The sequence below is a fragment of the Pedobacter sp. ISL-64 genome, from assembly GCF_018613605.1.
Classification (GTDB): domain Bacteria; phylum Bacteroidota; class Bacteroidia; order Sphingobacteriales; family Sphingobacteriaceae; genus Pedobacter.
Genome location: NZ_JAGGPU010000006.1, coordinates 12,887 through 31,898 on the forward strand (window position 1 = coordinate 12,887; position 19,012 = coordinate 31,898).

Consider the following 19,012-nt stretch of genomic DNA (forward strand, 5'->3'; position numbering starts at 1 on the left):
CAAATTTGTAGCGGGAAATGGTTGAAACAATGACCATCCGATTGGTCTGGTCATATACAGTGGATGAATTGCCTGCTATTTTTTGGTAGGTTCTATTGGTATAACTTTGAAAAGGCGATGCTCTGGTTGTATCGAAGTACCTTTAATAGTTACATCTCCTTTTTTGTCGACAAAGTAGTTTCGAGCGGTTTCGATGGGAATGTCCTTACCGCCGTGCGAGAAATATTTGGCAATCATCTTAGCATACGGGATTTTGTGGTCGCTTTTTATAAGTTTCCTGCCCGAAGAAAGTTGCAGTTCTCGTAGTTGTTGGATGATATCGATGAATGTTGGCAGATGGCCGTCATCGATCAGGATTTTCAAAGACACTTCATACTCGTTCAGTTCTGCGAGTTTTGTATTTAGTTTTTCAATCTCCTGTTTCTGATTCTGGATGAGGTCGTCTTTTTCGGCGATAACGATATGTGATGGTCTGGCATTCCACTCATCTATGCTCGTTAGGTATTTCTGGAACTGTTGGAGCTTTTCGAGGTTATGTCTGTGCATGCCGTGGTTATTTGAAAAAGGATCTTGCATTTCGAAATGTTTAATCCTTGATTGAACGATCTGCCATACATGACGGAAAAAATCTTCTTTACTTGCTAAGTTATTTTCCTGGGCATAATTCAGGTGATAACTGAAGTAATTTGAAAAGTCCTTTTCATCCATTTTATAGATTCTCAACAGGAAGTGGTTGTCATCATGACTGTACCATAAACCCATAAAAGTTCCTAAATCATATGGGTGAGACGAAAATGAAAAGGGTTTACGGGGCTTAAAATAATTTGCGTTCATATCTAATAAAAATAAAGCTAAATTTAGTAATCACTGGCGTCAAAGATGATCAATTAATCAATGAACCAATAAGGGGTATTTAGGGAAATTTGGTACAAAAGATATAAACATGAGGTAGAATAAGGTTTTTTTGTTCAAAATTAACGTCGCTATCCATAAAGGTATCACAAAAGCAGTTTTATAATTTATCTGTGTGTTTTTTAAGGGCCAGACGGCATACGCTAGAAAAATGGGACAGAGTTTGTGTAAAGTTCACTCAAATTTTTTCCAAATATCCAATGCCTCAATTTCGTTGACCTTAGGAATAAGATTGATACAATATTGATATTTCCATCCATCATTTAGATACATCAGCTGATGGATCAGATCATCATTCTTCGATTGTTCAGCTGTCCTAGCCGCTTTTCTGTTTTGAACAAAGGACAGTAGGCGCATTTCGAATTCAGGATAATTACCATCGCTCAGCGCAATCCCTTGCAGCATCAGCGCTGAGATTGACTTGAGATCGGATATAGAATCAAATTCGATTCCGGAATCGAATGCATATTCAAAGATCTGCAAAGCAATATCAAGATTAGCCAAAGAGGTAATCCGGTAGAGCGGGTTATGTGCAGCAGAGTAGTCAGGCGAAACTCCATATTTTTTTATAAAATCAAAATAATAAGCAATCCCCTCGCGGAGTTGCAGGCCGATCATCATTTTGGCAATTTCAAGCTTTCGGCCCTCGTTGGTCTCGCTACCAAAAATTCCCTGAAGATAGTCTACGATTGCAGCAGGTTGCTCGCGGATGAAAACATGGACCAGCACATCATGATAATAGACATCAAGTTTGGACAACAATTCAGTCAACGGCGATAGCTCGCCTCCAAAGGCAAGATAAAGTCTCAATACTTCAGGCCATTTATAGGTTGCATTACTTTCCAAATACGAAAGCAGAAGATCGACCGAGCCTCGCATATCGTGTTCCGAAAGAAATGAAAGATGGCTTTCCAGCACGTCTCCGTTTATACCGCCCGTTTCTAGGTTTAGCAGTACCCTTTCCTGGACATCTGCAAACTCGCATTTTGACTGGACAAACGAAAAAATATCGACCTCATGGTCATCCCAGTGCCTGATCGACAGTAGATTAAGGTAAAAATCATCACCAAGATCGTCAAAACCAAATTTCCGCGCAAAAAAAGAAACCACGATCTGAGGGTTGTTGAGTGCAACATCATCATAGTCGGCCACTACCGCTTTAAAATCAAGGAAGGGCAGCAATGCCCTGCACCATTCCCTGACCATGGCAATATGGTCGGGCCCCAATTCTACCTCTTTTCTGTTCACCGCGTGGTAGATCCTCGACATCTTGCGCCTTTCCCATGCTCCGGTCTCCTTTATTAGTACCTGGGAGAGCTGATTGTCCCTTGTGCCCCGCCGGTCCTCGAAAAGCCCAAATAGCCAATAGCCATACCTTGTATATTCATCTCCCAAAGTGTGGATATCCTCAAACTTTAGTGATTTTTTTCCCGCCTTGCGAAACATCCTGCGGATCTCGGACAGGTAAAATTTCAGATCGAACAATACCTTTAGTTTCAATCTGCCTTCCCTTTGGTTGATTTCGGTGAAATCCCTAGTCACCGGCATCTGCAGCAACAAGGTCTTGTTGACCTGCAAGTTAAAGTAGCTTAACAAGTGTGGATCGCTTTGTCCTAGCTGATATTGGAAATAGTCTGCCCTTGCTATATCGATCTTTCCTTCTCGAAAAAGCTGGGCAACATAGCTCAAGACCTGTTCCGAGGCAAGGTGGATAAGGGGAAGCAATGTCTTAAAATCGTTCAGGGGAAATTTCTTGAGGATGAGCTTTGCTATCCTTAAGTTCTGTCCAGTCCGTAAATAATAGTCTGTCCAATTATTTTGCTTCCCATTTTCTTCGCCCTTTAGTGCACGTTCCATAAACACCTTGTCTACCATTTTAGTGATTTCCTTGTCTGGTAGTAGACGCTGGGCAAGTTCCAGCACGACTGCTATTGCGTCGCGAAAATAGATGGAATGCCTGAATGCACTATAGTGCCTCAGGATTTCTCCCAGCATCCATAGAGCAGATTCTTTGGTCTCAAAAAGTCGGAGGATCGACATGGCCTGGTAGTATTCATCGCTCAACCGAAGCGCCCCACCTGACTGGCCTATCGAACGCCAGTCTTCTTGGGCCAGAAATGAAATCTGCGCGGTGAGGTATACACGATAATTCTCCTGCAATTTCTGAGTGATTATCCCATGAAAGAATGCCACCCTCGGATAGGACTCCGCATCGTTGCGAAATTCCCCGATCAGCTTATCGAACTCGCTGTAATCTAGCTTGTAATTGTCGATCAAAATCTTTGCCACCAGGAACCTCAAATAGTAATTTTCGACTTCAAGATGCAACTTTAGTACTTCCTTAAGTTTAGCTTTGAGAAACGGAAACTTATGGAGCTCAAAAGAGCTGAGTACCTCGATGGCATTCAACAGCACAACTTCGTTCTGTTCATGTTCAATCTCGCTGATTAGAAACTCTAAGCTCATCTTTGACTGGCAAAACCTGCCGATCTCACCAAGTTGGAACCTGGAACGGTTGAAGCGCTTTAAGGTCTTCTTGTGTTCGATATAAATCTGCCTGAAAATATCGAACTTGAACTTATCATTCAGCTTGTCCGGCTCAAATTTCATGAACAGGCCCGGATCGCATTTCATTACCAGGTCGATGACCTGTTGTTTCTTCTGCGATGCGTCATCAAAAAAAACGATCAGAAAGGAAATCGTATGTACCCATGTGGTCTTGATAATCGGCACTCCTTCTCCAAATGTGATCAGCTCCCTGATCACATTGAAATCATTTCTCGCCAGTACCGATGCGCACAGATATTCCTGTATATTATGATGGAAAAAGGTCCAGTGCCCTTCATCTTCATCGTTTCCGTTTAGCAAACTGCCTGCCTGCAAGATCAGCTCCCTTTGTGGGTTATCGGGAAAGACCGCTAACAGCTCGTTTTTATAAAAGTAATTCTTTCCCTGACATTCAAGGACAAATGCCAGCTTTTCCAGTCCCTTTAACATGCTGATTTCTGAAGCCTCAGGGTTTTTCAACAATAGTTTTCCAACATCCTTTGCAATTGCTTTTTTTATCGTTTCCTGGAACAGGTCGCCTTTACTCTTGAAGATTTCGCCTGTTGCTTTGAACTTCCTAGCAAATTCGACAAGGTAATAAGGAGTGGAAAGCAGTTCGGAAAGCTGGGCCAGATTGACCTTTTTCCAGAACTTAATAATATTGAACCTGCCTAACCCCTTTAGGTAGGCATTGATATCGTCACTGGTCAATGGAAGCATTTTCACGGTCGTAAAGCCCGAAAGTGTCGAATCCCCATTTTCGCTCAGCGATGAATAGGAATTGTTTCTCGAGGAAACTACGATTCTCACATCGGGATATCCCTCGACAAACTTGTTCACCGCAATTACGCTTTTTGCATAATGTTCTGGGATGATCTCATCAAAGCCGTCCAAAAAAAGCACAATGTTTTCTTGTGGTCGCCTCTCAAAGTCGGCAATATAAGCCTCCAGCGGTTCTCCCGCAAAAGTATCCAGCTTCACCAGAAACACATGGAATTCGTTCACTGCCAGAGATAGCTTCGCGGCAGCATGACGTAGTTCATGAGATTTGCCCGAGAGCCCCCAGCCCAGTAAGGCTATGTACCGCTCTTTTTCCATCAGGTCTAAGAGACCAGTCTTTTTTTCGGAGAACTGCGCCATCAGTTCATCCCCGGACTTAAAAAGGTTCCTTGGAATGAAGTAACCTTCCACATCTGCAATCGGCTTGGGCCTAGCCACTGGCTGGATGATTTCGCCCTGGTTAGCCCTAGCCAAAGACACGAGCATATTGTTCATTTCTCCAAGCTGAGCTTCGATTGGACCAAGCAGCTGTTTATCGACAACCATCTGGTAACTGAAGAATATATTTTTTGTAACTGACTGGTAATCTTCGTTCGCGATTCGTGAGATATCGTGGTCGGTAATCATGTCCACTTCGAGCATCAATAGCCGTTTCTGCAGCTCCTGTTCCTGATCTACAAATGAAAGATGCCGCAAATTTGCATATTTATCGACTACAGCCTGGAAATAGTGCTGGAGTTTTGGATGGCCATTAATGGAAGATTGGAAGTCGTCAATTAAAGACTGGCACTTGTCGGCAAATCCGGCGGAACTGGCTATATAATAGTTAAATCCCTGAAAAATCTTTATTTCATCCGGATACACTATGCTGTAAAGAACAAATTTGATGACCTCCTTCAAAAAATCCCCTTGCGCAAGTTTGGTCAGCACTTTGCTGTGTTTGCACTGGATTACCCCTGTTAGTAGGTTTCCCTTATAAAGTACGCAGTCCCTGGCCTTGTCACCAGTCGCATTCATCAGCCGGATTTTGTCATAGATACCCTTGAAAGAACCAAATTTGATTTCTTCGTGGTACAGCCAGTAGGTAAGCCATTCAAAATGCTCGTCGCTAATCTTCTCCAGGGGAAGCAGCAGACTGTTATCCAGCGGTACCTTCGAGCTGATATCTGGTCGTATATCTGGAGTTGTGACATTAAGTTTGTTCATGCGAGCTTAGGTTGAATGCTAAATATACAAAAAGATGCCAACGGAAATATCAAGCCATTTTTTACTTGCTGGTTTTCGATAAGGCAAAGCTATTCACTATCTTTACCCAACGCCAACCAAATTCCATAAATAAATGAACCAGGGACAGATCCTCAGAAAAAAGTTGTTCGACAAATATTCGGCAAACCTTCACCTTTTACATGATGAGCGGCTGCTGCCTAATCTGCACCTGCCCAACGACAAACCTTTATCTGCCCGGTCTGCCTGATCATTTGGTAAAGCCTTCATGTTGTTACAGGCGATTTTCTTTAATATCCTTTAAGATAGCTTGGGTGGCGCTAAAACCGTATTTTAGTAGTCTATACATACGATATATGGAAAATGATACCCTGGATTATTTTTTGACAGCGATCAAATTGGAAAGAAAAGACCTAACTGAACCTGTCCTTGGCTTTTTGGAGCACGCCAAGGACCTGGGTTATTTTGATGATCCGGATCTATTGATATACAACAGGGATACAGCTAGTGTGCTGACCAGGATTGCCAAAGGTGGTGCCCCACATCAGGTTCTTGCTGATATGTCGGGTGCGTTCATCCATGAGACCACGATTGGACTCTGTCTTTATTTCGAATGGTTCACTGAGACGGGTGACCCAACGGTGCCGCTTTTGGTGGAGGGGAAACCTGATGGGGAGAAGATCCTGTCCATCTGGAATTCAAAACACTTGGGGAAATTTCTACCATTTTCTGTATTTGAGGCAATGAATGCTGATTTTATGGACAATCATTTCAATGATGGATACCGAAGTTACCTATTCAATCTCCATAATTATGCGGGCATTGAAGAAGTATCCATCGAACGCTTTTTTGGACGTGGGTTCCAGCAAATGAGATTGGTGCTTGCCGAATTCATCAAAGGTGCCCAGCCCAATGATTTCTCTGGTTTTGGAAAGAGGTTCCTTGATAGCTATGGCAAGGGTAATATATATGCTTCGCAGTTTCAATCCATTGGAGATATTGACCAGCTGTTGGGTAGGGATCCAGAGCTGTTCTTTGGTTTTGCAGTGGAATTCCTAGATTGCCTAGCTGACCTTAGAAGGTGTACGGCCGGGATGGCTGGCATATCTTTGGAGCTGGTGAGCCACAATCAGGATGCCAAATTGATTGGAGATCCGGCCGTGGGGCTCAATGGTTTTGACATACTCAGGGACCTGGTGAAAAACGTGCTTGAGGATGTAACTGTTGTGGTGAATAAGGCCAAGCGGCAGAATTTGCAATTATTTGCCGATGGACAAACGGTTGCCGCTGCAAAGAGCGGCGGCTTCCTGTCGATCATCTCACGCCAGCAGTCCTTTTTTTCTGGCCTGGTGGACATATCCTCGGTGGTCTTCACGGTGGAGGATGGATCAGAACTGGAAACTGTGGTCGCCGAGCGTAACCAGCTGATGGATGACCTTGCCTCCTTGCACCGGATGTGCTTTCTTCTTTCCAACAGAAACCTTTTTGCAGCAGAAGAGCAGGGATTGTTGGTCGATAAGCTCGCAACGATCCTGACCTCGGCCTCCAGCAACTATTATTCGGACATCTTTGAGCTTTACTTTGCCGTGCTGCTGAAGAGGTCGGGTGTTGATCTGTTGCTACTGGCCTCACAGCGGAACAAGGGCAACGATGTCAGTACTTGCGATTACAAGCTAGGTGCCGATGTTGGTGCGGACTGCAAATGCCTGAACACGCACAATGCGAACTTGAGCAATATAGCCGAACACTGCAAGAAGGTGGCCAGTCAGGTGATCAGTACGATCGGCTATCGGGGAGTCGAGTTTGGAGGGGCGGTAATTGCCTGCCGGGACCAAAATTTTGAGTTCCTGAAGGCCTTCAGGGACTTTAAGGGCGTGGACAAGAACGATATGTTGGAACGGACCCTTTTGATCCAGGCGTTGATGGAAATCTACGCTGAGTTCATAAAGCATGGTGGCCCAGACCAAGAGAAGGTCAAGTTCATCGCGTTCTATTACCTGCCCCCCCTTGGCATCGATGTGGACGAGGCGACAGGACTCAAGGCCAATTCCACTACCACGCGCAAGGAGATCTTTGTGGTGATGACCACCAAATACGCCAGTGATGAGCAGTTAGAGCAGATCTCGAAGATCTTCCGACCGGTGTGCAATTTCATCTTCAAGTTCAATAATTCGCTGTAGGGGTTATTTTTTTTCAGTGCCTTGGAAAATGTGCCAACAGTTTTTCGATGAGTTCTGGGCTCGTTTTCAATCCAGCCCTTTTGAAGTCTCCTGGGGTAATCCTGCAGATCTCTTTTTGAAATACCCTCAGTTTCCTTATCGCGTCCGGTTCGTCCCTGATCAGCTCAAGGTAGAGCTGATAGGCTGTTCTATATAACGGCTTTCTGTTCAGGCCCCTTTCCACGATTTCCATGTTTCCGGTATCCCGCCCGGTGATGAGCTTGGAGAAGTGCACGGCCATGCCCTCTTCCAGGTAACTGATCTCTTCGTGGTCTTCCAGCAATACGGGCGAGAGCAGGTGGACCACTTCGTGGGAGAGCTGGAAGATACCCTCGTCCATGCATATTTTTACCACTGGCGTCAAGTAGACCAGAAATTCCTTCTCCTTGAATAATGCCGACATTTCTGGGGGTTCGGTCTTTGGATCTGTTCCTTCAAAGACCAAACCAATAAATTCATAGTCAGTGCGTTCGCCAAATTGTTCCTCGGCCTCATTCAGGTACTTTTCCTTGAGATTCAGGTAATAGGCTTCGTCGTATTTTTCTTGGTTTTCCATTTGAGTGCTGGTTTGCGTTTCTGTTCCTTTTTTAGTGCTTTTAGAAATCCTCCAGCTCGATGCCCTTGAGGTTGTGCTCGGCGATGCCGAAGGTGGTGTGGTGATAGGACTGGCCGACGCCCTTGATCAGCGCGATGCGCTGGATGTCCTGGTTGACCAAACTGGAGATGGAGGCCTGGTGCTCCAGGCGATCCGAGTTGGTGATCATACCCCGGAGCTCAAGTGGCAGTACCTGCGTGGAGCGGAAGCTTTGCGATAGCCATGGGCAATGTCCTTCTTCTTTGTCGAAGGTGCGCACGGGGAAAACGATATTATAGAATGAGCCTTCGTGCCCTGTGGTGTTCAGGTCAATGTGGGTCGAGGAATACTTGATGCCGTTGACGTTCTCCTTGTTGACCCATTGCAGCAGCAGTTGCGGGATGACGTACTCGGGCTTGAAGGGGTCGTCTGGGTTTTGAACCTTGAATGAGCAGGCGGCCACCAGTGGCCAGACCATGACGCGATAGAGCGGTTCCCAGCCGTGGGAGGTATTGTCGATGAAGTGCTGGTTGCGGGCATAGATGTCGGTGGTCAGGTCCAGCATGCGCATGGTGTTCTTGTTGACAAGCCTGCAGGCCTGGATCTCTGACTGTGGGGGTCGCTTGAGCTCTTCCCAGGCGACGTAGATGGAATTGGCCACATAGAGCGATGGCAGTCCGGGTATGCTGAAGCGCTGGGTATTGACCCTGCTACGAAGCTGGAACGGGATATGGAAGAGTTCGTGCTTGCTGAGTGCATAGTTTCTATTGCAGGTACGGATGCGATAAAGGTCGGTATTTGCAGGGAGCTCCAGTTCCTTGTTCAGAAAGCTTGAAACATTGACTTCCCTAAGTGCCCTGGCCAGTTCGGCAAAGGCGCGGCTGGGATCCCCTGCGTAATAAATGTTCAAGGTACTGATGATGCCCTGGATCAGTGTTGCCATCCGCTTCTTGAAGACCTTCGCGGTGAGCTCGATTCCATTAACAGGTCCGCTGAGGTCGGTTGATTCTGCGATGACATTGCCAAAATCGGTTAACCTTTGCCTGAGGTTGTCGCGGAAAGAGCCAGTATAGGATAACGGGAGGTTCGTCAGTGGGCTTCTGATGATGTCGAGAAAGTTCATTTTCTTTGATGGGTTAATTTTCAAGACCTGTTTTGGCCCGTTGGACTAAAGATAGTGTTCCTGCCCGACTTCGGCAATTTGTTGGTTATGATCATTTCGGTCAAGTTTTCAACAACAATGGTGAGCAGTACTTTGGTTAAAAGGCTTTTAGTAGATTTACGTTGCAAACTACTTTGCATTTTATGAGGCTATACCTAGACAGCAATATCTACCGGCAGATCAGGCCCGGATCCCGGCACCTGAACATCGAGCTTTTGAACGCGGTGGAATCGCTCCGTGCCGTGCTGCTATTTGTGTTCTCCGATGCGCACCTGGATGACCTGTCCAGTTCCGAGGCATCCTTTCGGGAGGTGGACCTCATGCACATGGGGGAATACGTGGGCAACAACTATTTCAGCTTTGACGTGGTCAAAAAGCAGGACCACTTCTATTTGGCTACCCCACTTGAGGCTTATGGTTCCAAGGACTATGAGGCCTCACGGGCGATCATGGAGGATCCCAACAGGTTCCTGTCGGAGGCGCTGGAGATGGAGGAACTCAAACCCCTGAAACCACTCTTTGATTCGCTGCTGGACTTGCCGTTCTTTGATACGTTCAAGGACGTTCCGGTCATTGCCAGTGGTGCTGGCACCGGTTCGGGCGGTATGGCCAATCCCTTTTTGGAGATTGGAAGCATCCGGGATGCGCTGGCGGGAACCGGACAGGTTGGCGGTTTTATCAACAGCAAGGATGAGTTTTCCAGGTACCAGTCGCTGCTACGCTCCTACGTGGACCGTGCAGACTATGGTTTTGAGGCCTGGTCATTCGATTTTGACCAGCGGATGAAAGACACCTATTTTGGCAAGACCTTTTCCGAGATGGTGGACATCGTGAGCACGGGGACTGGGCCTGCGGACCATTACCAGCGGTTCATCAATACCTATACCCAGCTAGAGTTCCTTGGTGTAACCGAGGAAAGATCGGGCAAGAAGAGAAAGAAGAACAGTTACATGGACATCCACCGGGACGCGGCACACGCCTATTTTGCCAGTCGCACGGACTATTTCGTTTCCGACGACAGGGGCGTGCAGCAGAAGGCGTTCATCACCTATAGGCTGCTGGGGATCAAGACCGAGGTGCTATCGGTGAGGGACTTCATTGCACGCTCGCCCTTACTGCTGGGGAATGAGGAGGACCTGAATTCGCTTTCCAAGGGGATCGAGTTTTCCTTGGAGCACGGTTTTGTGCTGCACCATTCGCTTTTGAAACAGCAGCAAGTGATCAAGCTTCCCTACCCAGCGCTGAACTATTTCAACCGCCTACAGGTCTCTACTTCTGATGTCGGTGAGCGGTCGCTAATCCTTTTCCGTTCGGTCAGGGAACAGCCCGGGGTGATGTATGCGGAATTTGACCTGTTGGTCGGCAAGTGCACCAGGCTGTTCGGGGTGCCCGTGGACAGGAAACAGCGGCTGGAGATTTCGCAGTTCGAGTCCAAGAGTGATGAGGATACCCAGCGGATATGGCAATGGGGACGTTCGATGGCCAGTCTCAACTTTGGCGATACCACCGACCACCGCAAGGTGATCTACCTAGAGATACTGTTCCCTTCAAAAAAGTAAACGATTAGGAAATGAACAACATATTTGACCCTGTACTGCACCTGGATTCCCGCAACCGGGAGATCTTCGAGCTTGAGAAATCCAAATTCCTTCTGGACTTCAAGCGTTCGGCTAATTGGGAGTGTTCGGTCTATTCCGTCAAGAATACGGCAACAATCTTTATCCCGGCAGGTGATTTCTGCATCGATAGCCTTACCCATGAGCTGCTGCACCTTTTCATAGAGGCACACGAGGTTTACATCCGTGGCAGTTTGAAGCTGATCATGAGGCAGGATCCCATGCTCGACAGAGTCTTCGATGAAGCGCTCAGCGAGCATGATGATTTTATGACCAGGAAATGTTGTCTCCTGCAGTTATTCCAACACGGAAGATGAAATAAACTAGTTCGCCAACTATTCCTGTTTCTTGCCTTTCTTGAATTTTTCAAAAAGCTCTTTTAGCTCATTATTGCGCTTGTCTATTAAATCTTTTATTTCCTGATCGGGATTAAAGACCCTATCGATGTACTTGAAAAAATCATCAAACCCATTGCTCTCTTTAGAATAGTGCAATACAATCATGCATGTTGGACTATAATTTTTGGCAATTACAGACATCACAAAGTCAACATCTTTATTGAATGACTTTAATAGTTTCTTTAAGGTCTCCTTATCATACTCCTTAACAAATTCCTGAAAAATCATTTTGTTATAAGTTTCTAACTCAATGCCCGCAGTAGTTTTTACTACTAAAAAGGGTTCTTCGGAAGAAATATCCTCTATCTCATTAGCAGATTTTATAGTTTCGATAGCCACATCTTCTTTTATCCTAAACAGTTTGGCAGTAGTAACAATTATAGGAATATCGTAGAAAATGGTATTTCCAAAGCTTTCTCTGAGTACATCGTCAATCTGATGATGCATACCGTTTATGATTCGACCAGCCATCGCATAAGATAACTGGTGAATAGCCTGTGTTATCGTCTTTGGGTTCTGACCATCAGAAGTTAGTTCGATGCCTTTGGAACATAAAGGAGCAAACTTAAGTGGGAATTCAGGTGTATAAGATGGTACCGTATTAAAGTGTGCATTCTTATGCATGAAAGAGGTGAAATTGATTTCGTCTACTCTGCCATATTCTTCTGGCAAGAATACCCATTTTGTTGTTTCATGACGATACTTACATTCAATCATTAAGTTGACAAAATGAGGTGGCACTATGTATGAGCTATCCAAATCATACGAGAATTCGGTCAAGTTGTTTTCTTCATTTGATCTGAAATATGTGTATTCAAAATTATTAACACATTTTTTAGTATCCAGATATTTTTTGATCTCGAACTCTAGTGGAATACCACTTTTCAGTAAATGCTCTTTCCAATTTGATTTATTTGCCATTTTGTTAAATTAAAAAAAGTCTTACTAAATTGACAAGGCCTTTACTTGCTAAAAATCAGTAGACATATGATTTTATTTTTTCCAGTTGTCTATATATTCGAGCAATGGTTTTTGACCACTCAACGTAGATAAACTAAGAAGCTTTATGTGCTTAGTTGGCAAGGATCCAATTCTCAAAAGAGTGTTAAGTTCCTCGGTTTTAGTTCCGAATTCAATATATTTCTCAGGATCTTCGATTTTAAAGATTGTTTTTAAAAGATCTATATCTGTAATCAGATGCTTAATTATTTCTTTTTGATCTTTATTAAATCTATTATGTAAATACATGTAAGATTCTAAAGGGACTACCCTGTTAGATAAAAATGTTATTTTCTTATCCATTAAACTTTCTAATCCATTTACATTAGTTTTAAATGCTTCAGTAATAGTTGGGGTTATGATAATTACCTCTTTTATACTTTTAAGGTTGTTAATGAAGTGCTTCTGTTCCTGAATACTTTTAAACTCAAAATATTTATCTTTTAAATTGACAAGATTCTGATTGGCTTTTAACAGCGATTCGGCATCATTTAAAACTGTAGTATAGTATTTGAAGCCCTTTGAAAATTGCTTTCCACTAATAGAAGTATCAACTAAGATTACGAGTTTATCTGGTATTTTTGAACCGGAATACATAAGTCGAACATTTTTTTCAAAATCGGGATCTCTATCAGGATATCCACACTTTGCCAAGAGCCTAAATAGTCCATTTTTATCTCTGTCGGGATGTTTGATGGCGAATATCAAGTGCTCATCATTGCGAACAAGATCAAGCTGTTCTTTGAAATATTTTATATCACTATCTTCAATTGGACAGTGAACCGACAATAAGGTCAGAATAGCTCTACGAACCTGATCCAAGCTGATTTTACCATCAAGATATTTCTCAAATTCACTACCTTTTATGCTCGTCTCATTTATCAGTGTCAACCACGAAACTATCCTATCCTTAATGTTTACAGAAGTACCATAATGGTTTTTTAAAGTTTTCTCTAAATCTTGATATGTAAATTCTTCATAAATCTTTTCTATCGACTGATAGAAACCATCCTTTGGAAATACATTTCTGTATTCTGAACTTTCCTTAACAGCGGTCTTAAAAATGTCTTGTCTATATTTAATTCTTTCAAAAGATTTTGATAATTGGTGATCAGATAAATAAATCAACACAGCCTCACTCTTCTTGCCTTCTTCTTCAATTTCGCAACTGCAAACGAACACATCTCTGTTTTGGGTCAGGTTCTTTAATTCTAAAATTGTTTTGGAATAGAATCGATTCGTCTCATTGTCGTATAAAAGCAAAATTCGACCATCTATGTCTTCATCATTCAATTTTGCTTTTGTCTCATTTTGAGAAGTTTTAACATTGAATCCTGTAGTATAAGAAAATGTACCTGATACAAAGTCTCCGACGCTTAGCTTATACTTCTCTGAAATCAATGTAGAAAATGGCGATACATAATCATCAAATAATTGAACTAGGCTGAAATCATTGATCGCTGGTTCACTTTGAAAATTGACAAACGACTGTCTTATTGTGCCAAAATATTGATCCAAATTAGATTTTTCAAGCAACGTTCTATCATTGACAGCAAAAATCAGATCAATTGCTGGTTTACTGTTACCCTCGAAACTAGCGAAATGGACGGTGAGATATTCAATTATTCCAGCAGAAAGAGAATTGCTTTCTTCTAATATTCGATTGACTGTTGCAGACCAGACGTATTGAAAATCATAAATTGTTTCAATTGGATGATCTTGCAGAAGATCCGAGAAATGCTTTATGAATTTAATTCGATCTTCATTGCTCTGTATGATAATTTCAGATAAAGGATAGAAGCGTTCGCCCATTTCTTCCAAGCTAAAATTGAAAGGATTGGTTTCATCATCTATCATCATCAATGCTTCATTATCCTGTTTGATTATGTAATCTATATCTTCCCAAAAACTATTAATATCGTTTTCCTTAGATACACCATATGCTGATATTCTTTGTGTAAATGACGAGTAGAATGGGATCAATGGCCACTGAGATACTTTATAGGGAACTCTGTAATAAACCGGAAGCCTTGTTTTGAAGGTTGATGTAAATAGTTCAGCATCATCAATATGTAGTCTAACGGCTTTAATGAAGCTGGTAAAGTCTACAAACTTTTTGTAAACTGCTGCTGTATCGGTTCCCTTTGTTAGCTCTACTTCAACGCTATGAGGGTCATTTGCTACAGGTAGATAATTAAATACTTCTAGGTCAACTGATTTTGCCACGTCCTTTATGAAAATTGTTTCATTGCTCTCCAAGACTATCAAACCATTTAAAGCCAAGTTTTTCAAACATATATGATCTGCTATCGGATATAGCCTAACATCAGGATCTTTAAGCCATTTCCCAAAAAGAGAATCGTCAATAAAATCTTCGCCAGGTTTAGTAAATACCTCTGCAGTTCTATCACCTGCAAAAAGTAATACCAATAATATACTTCTAAAATTTCCGATAAAGTCGTACTCACTGTTAAATGTTGCTAGTTGTGCTCCCAGTTTATTAGATAATAATATCAGGTAGCTGCTTTTTGAAAAATCCTCGATCTTATGCTCAATGACTCGGTTGAGCCACTCAAATTTAACATCAAGTTCGTGTGATTGCTTTTCTCCACATACAAGTAATAACTCCCAGCATTTGATCAGCTGATTTTCGTCATCGGAATTATCAAATAAGGTAAAGAAACAAAGACAATTGTAATAGCATATCATCATCTTCGGTTCCATAAGCAAGTCCGTCAATTCCTGGTCTTCCTTCCATTCAGAAAACCTCGTGAATGTATATTTTGCAAGTTTTTGAGCTACATCTGCATCTAAGGGATTATCATGGATTATTCTGAAGAGTTCCAGTATGAACGCTTGCTTATCCATATCCTCCAACTTGGAAATAATAAAGTCGTAGGTACTTGTATGATAGGTAATGTCAGGTGTCTCCATTATAGAGTTGATTGTTGATTTTGAGCATCCATTTAGAAATTCTTTTTTAATTGGCAGATTAAATTGAAGAGATAGTGCAACCACTAAGCTCTTCTGAGCGTCTGTTAAATCTTGCCTTTCTACAATGGAGCCAAGCAACGTCGCAATCTTATCCATATTATCGGCGGCCAAATCGCCGTGGATAAGAATTGTATTCAGAAAATGTCCTAGAGAAAGCCCCGATATCTTTTCTTGTAGGTCGGCTAAAGACCAGAATTCTAACGGGAAATTTTTAATCAGATCGGTGTAAAATAACATAAATAATGTTCCACGACCTGAATCTGCGAACGGCAGGATACGGTTAAGCTTTGATTTTACGTGATTAAGCCTAGGATCATTTGTGAATTGATAGTAAAAAAACCTAAGATTATCCTTAAGTCCAAACTTTACGTCCGAGGTAATCTGATCCAGTTTAGCCAAAGCCTCCTGAACCTCAGTTTCCGATATTATAGCTTTATTTTTATTTGCTTTATTTATCAGGTATTTGGCATCATCCTTAAATTTTTTAAACTTGCCCTTTTCACCGTATTTTTTGACATTCTCAATTTCTGTTTTTTGGTAATTTAGCTCTAAACCATTTATGCCAACCCACCTTTCGATAGCTTTTAGGACGTTTTGAGCTTTCTGAAAATCTTCCACAAAAATGAATATGTCATCTACAAAACGATAGTAATACTCTCTGCTGACATCTTTTATTATCTCTTGTTCGATCAATTTATCCAAACCTAACAAGTATAATTCAGCAAGGTATCTGGCATAAGCAGGTCCTTGGGGCAAACCTCTATTTTCATCTCCAGTGGTATCCCTAGATAGCTCGACCAGATATTTAACCAAATTCTTAAATTTGCTTTTATCTTCCTCGGCTAAACCACTCAAGCGATCAGCGATAGATTTTGGAGCCTCCTCATATAGCTTAATTGCAAGTCTCTGCAAATCAATTCTATCATAAAACCCTTTGATGTCTACTTTTACAAGATAATACTCTTGATATTCCTCATTGAATATTTTATGCTCGATACGGTTAGAGAACTTAGCCCAATTAGAAAACCAATTTTTAAATATGTTACCGTCGGTAAAACTTGGGGTCAATTGATAACCATATGAATTTGGAGAGATTTCAGTGTAGAAAAGAGTGTTCACAATGAACATAAAATATGTAGAGACAAAACCATCTACGTGATCCAGATTATACAAGGATCTTAATTTGTTTCCTTCATTTCTTGTAAACTGATAGCTTTCACCAAAACGGTTTGATTTGCCTGACAGCACATGATCTATCCTGTCATAAATAGCCTGAAATTCTATGCTTTCAAGTTTCTTTAATTGAAAATATAGTGGAATTTCATCATTTATAAGGGCATACTTCGCTAGCGCACTTTTTATCTTTTGAAATAGGTTTTCAGAGATGTTAGAGATTTTAAAAAACTCATTTAAGCTGACATTGATATTTGCAATCAACTCTACGGGAGAAGTAATTTTTTCGTGAGAACAATTATTACAATTACCAAAATAGCTACAAGTTACAGGGTAGTAATCCTTTGCTAATTTTAAATTTTGTATGGTTAGATCCCTTCTGAAATTTTTTACTCTGGAAAAAATCTCCATTAACAGATTTATTCCAAATTCTGGATCATCAGCTGTTGTTAATCGACCGAGCAGACCTACTAGAATCCTTCTATCCTGTGTATTGATGCCAGCTTCATAATTTGTCAAAATTTTATCGATATGTTGACATTTCCGCAATGCGGATATCGCATTATCGTAAGTTACATTTAATTGGGCGATTTCAAGATAACGGTATCTAATGTATGAAGGAGATAAATTCGACTTGTTAGCTAAATCAAATTCATCCAAAAAAGGCTGGATTTTCTCTATACTGACACACTGATAATCTTCCAGAATAGAAAGTTGTTCCTTAAAAAAACTATCATCTGGGGTTACGTTATGGTTTTCAAGATCAAACTCGAATACTGTTCTGTCCTTTAAGAAAAAAGATTGGTAACCTGAAGCTTTGTTCTGAGATAACGGTAGTTTAACACCAAGACCAATGCCCTTAGATTGTTTATTGACAAAGCCTGTTTTAGGAAAACGATCGGCAGTAATATTATAAGGCAGTAATATTTTTGAAAGTATATAGCTAATGAGCTTGAATCCAATAAGTTTTGTTTGTAGTTGGTCAAAGATTACCCAAATATGAAAACCGCGTCTCCCAGAAAATTCAACTAGGTAAGGTATTTTCAACTTCTCCAAAAGCTCACAAACATCATCACAAGCCTTTTTTACCACTTGTAAATTCTTTGGATTTACATTATTTGCATCAATATCCTTTTTGCTAATATCTAAGTCAATACAAATCCATTTGATGTAGGCATATTGCATTGCATGAAGTTCCTGATAAGCTAACAAACTCCCCTGGTTGAGTAACATCTTATCGATTGTTACAGGGGATATCTTAGATCTAATTAGTCGATAGCTAGAATCTTCTAATTGTACCCCATATTTACTCTTGTCTGCAAAAAAAAGATCGAAAAGCTTATGTGATAGTTCTTTATAGATATTTTGATCGCGCATAAATAAAATTATATTGTGGCTTAGCTATTTTATGGGTAATAGCCAAATATATAAAAAAAAACAAGTTGAAATTAGGGGCAACAAACTACAATATTTTTGGTCTACTTAAAATTAAAGATTCCTAACTCAACTAAAAATAGTAAGTTTTATCAAGTTTAAGTAGTAATCTTTTTTTTTAATTTTTTCAAAAAAAATACTATATTTATACCATAGCAATTGCAACTAAAAAATACAGACAAAAAGGTGAGTGATTCGGTGAGTCACTTTTCAAAAACCTTTCAGATAGCCTTTAAACGCTGAAAACTGAACGAAGTTCACATCCCAGCGGGATCACGAAAAACCTCACAGAAATGTGAGGTTTTTTTGTTTTATGTCTGCTGGGATTCGACAGAAGCGCCGGCATGGGTCTCGATTTGTAAAAGGCTCAGGACCGAGTTCGGGATTTTGCGGGGCTGAGCCAATCCCAGCGGGATCAAGAAACCTCACAGAAAATGTGTGGCTTTTTTGTTTACGTTAACACACGAAGTGTAAACACACCGCTTTGATGCTGAAATATGTTCTATATTTTTTTTCGGGGAAGAGCCGACCAGCTAAGTATTATGCCGACCAAACCTAATATTATTGCCAAAATTGCACCGGCCTTTCCACTTCCTGACCCGAACACAGCACCTGCCGTTGTAACGAAATGCACTATACTAAGCGTAACTGTAACCAAGCCCAGCGTCAAGGCAGTTTTTGCTCCTGATATTGAAGAACGTTTTTTTGCACGAGCGGCAAAGACGATACTCAATATACCCAAAAGCAATTCTGCCAACCCGATAGCCCGTGCAGGAGTGATGCCTTGTACATAACCATCTTCGTTAAAAAGGCTTGACTTTTTTGTTTTAGCGGTTTCTGTTTTATTTGTGGTCTCAGATGTTTGCGAAAATGTTTTTACAGGCGCAAATAAACAACAAACTATGATTAAACTTACAGATAAAATAAATGAAATGATTTTTCTCATATTACAATGAATTTATATTTTCGATTACAAAATT

General features: G+C 41.5%; 10 protein-coding genes. 3 read left to right on the plus strand and 7 right to left on the minus strand.

Annotation, left to right across the window (positions count from 1 at the left end; all coding sequences use genetic code 11):
- Window positions 1–75: 75 nt before the first annotated feature.
- Together J7E57_RS08195 and J7E57_RS08200 are read right to left on the minus strand one after the other, a co-directional pair.
- Window positions 76–834 (minus strand): hypothetical protein, encoded by a 759-nt coding sequence (locus J7E57_RS08195; RefSeq protein ID WP_215126915.1) that lies wholly within the window; start codon window positions 832–834, stop codon window positions 76–78.
- A gap of 252 nt (window positions 835–1,086) precedes the next feature.
- A complete protein-coding gene (locus tag J7E57_RS08200) occupies window positions 1,087–5,445 on the minus strand; it encodes an NACHT domain-containing protein (RefSeq protein WP_215126917.1) in 4,359 nt (1,452 codons plus the stop codon).
- A gap of 374 nt (window positions 5,446–5,819) precedes the next feature.
- On the opposite strand from J7E57_RS08200, the gene J7E57_RS08205 reads away from it, so the two are divergent.
- A complete protein-coding gene (locus tag J7E57_RS08205) occupies window positions 5,820–7,643 on the plus strand; it encodes a hypothetical protein (protein ID WP_215126919.1) in 1,824 nt (607 codons plus the stop codon).
- 13 nt (window positions 7,644–7,656) lie between these two features.
- Here J7E57_RS08205 and J7E57_RS08210 read toward each other — a convergent pair whose 3' ends face one another.
- The gene (locus tag J7E57_RS08210) at window positions 7,657–8,238 is read right to left on the minus strand and encodes a hypothetical protein (RefSeq protein ID WP_215126921.1); all 582 of its coding nucleotides are present in this window, start codon (window positions 8,236–8,238) and stop codon (window positions 7,657–7,659) included.
- Window positions 8,239–8,278: 40 nt separating this feature from the next.
- The gene (locus J7E57_RS08215; protein WP_215126923.1) at window positions 8,279–9,403 is read right to left on the minus strand and encodes an RES domain-containing protein; all 1,125 of its coding nucleotides are present in this window, start codon (window positions 9,401–9,403) and stop codon (window positions 8,279–8,281) included.
- 158 nt (window positions 9,404–9,561) lie between these two features.
- On the opposite strand from J7E57_RS08215, the gene J7E57_RS08220 reads away from it, so the two are divergent.
- Both J7E57_RS08220 and J7E57_RS08225 read left to right on the plus strand, forming a co-directional pair.
- On the plus strand, window positions 9,562–10,977 hold the full coding sequence (locus tag J7E57_RS08220; protein ID WP_215126925.1) for a hypothetical protein: 1,416 nt from the start codon (window positions 9,562–9,564) through the stop codon (window positions 10,975–10,977).
- A gap of 11 nt (window positions 10,978–10,988) precedes the next feature.
- The gene (locus tag J7E57_RS08225) at window positions 10,989–11,351 is read left to right on the plus strand and encodes a hypothetical protein (protein ID WP_215126927.1); all 363 of its coding nucleotides are present in this window, start codon (window positions 10,989–10,991) and stop codon (window positions 11,349–11,351) included.
- A gap of 18 nt (window positions 11,352–11,369) precedes the next feature.
- Here the strand turns inward: J7E57_RS08225 and J7E57_RS08230 are convergent, their stop codons facing one another.
- The 3 genes from J7E57_RS08230 to J7E57_RS08240 all read right to left on the minus strand — a co-directional run bounded on the left by J7E57_RS08230 (window position 11,370) and on the right by J7E57_RS08240 (window position 18,978).
- Window positions 11,370–12,353, minus strand: a complete 984-nt coding sequence (locus J7E57_RS08230; RefSeq protein ID WP_215126929.1) for a hypothetical protein — start codon at window positions 12,351–12,353, stop codon at window positions 11,370–11,372.
- Between the two features lie 72 nt (window positions 12,354–12,425).
- Window positions 12,426–17,975 carry a reverse transcriptase domain-containing protein gene (locus tag J7E57_RS08235; protein WP_215126931.1) on the minus strand — a complete coding sequence of 1,850 codons (5,550 nt, stop codon included), beginning with the start codon at window positions 17,973–17,975 and terminating at the stop codon, window positions 12,426–12,428.
- 559 nt (window positions 17,976–18,534) lie between these two features.
- Window positions 18,535–18,978: a DUF6223 family protein gene (locus tag J7E57_RS08240; protein ID WP_215126933.1), complete on the minus strand. Its 444-nt coding sequence runs from the start codon at window positions 18,976–18,978 to the stop codon at window positions 18,535–18,537.
- Window positions 18,979–19,012 lie beyond the last annotated feature (34 nt).